This is a genomic window from Vibrio splendidus 12E03, assembly GCF_000272105.2.
GTDB classification, from domain to species: Bacteria; Pseudomonadota; Gammaproteobacteria; order Enterobacterales; family Vibrionaceae; genus Vibrio; species Vibrio splendidus_I.
The window spans coordinates 1-316 of record NZ_AJZD02000239.1 but is presented as its reverse complement, the minus strand read 5'-3'; the positions used below and the strand labels follow the sequence as shown (position 1 = coordinate 316).

The 316-nt window shown below is 44.6% G+C and carries 1 protein-coding gene; it reads left to right on the top strand.

The genetic code is table 11. The features are described 5' to 3' along the window. On the top strand, positions 1-316 hold a 316-nt coding region (locus A142_RS15570; RefSeq protein ID WP_198928605.1), incomplete at both ends, for a transposase domain-containing protein.

Sequence of the window (316 nt, the reverse complement as noted above, 5' to 3'; positions counted from 1 at the left end):
CAAGCTGTCTGGTTAGTTATTTGGATGGGGTTGCAACGCAACATGTCTATCAAAGAGGTATGCAGTTCATTAGACATTGCGCTTCAGCCTAAACCTGAAGATAGTTGGTCTCGTGTCGCACCTAGTGTCCTAACTGATTCACGTCGACGTCTAGATGAGAGCCCATTAGCAGCTCTATTTCACACAACGGTGAAGGCTTGGCACGGAAATATCCTTCAACAAGACAGAGACTTAGAACTTAATGTACTTGCTGTGGATGGAACAACATTTAGGTGTCAAGATTCCCCAGAGAACGCTGAAGAATTTGGGTTCATCT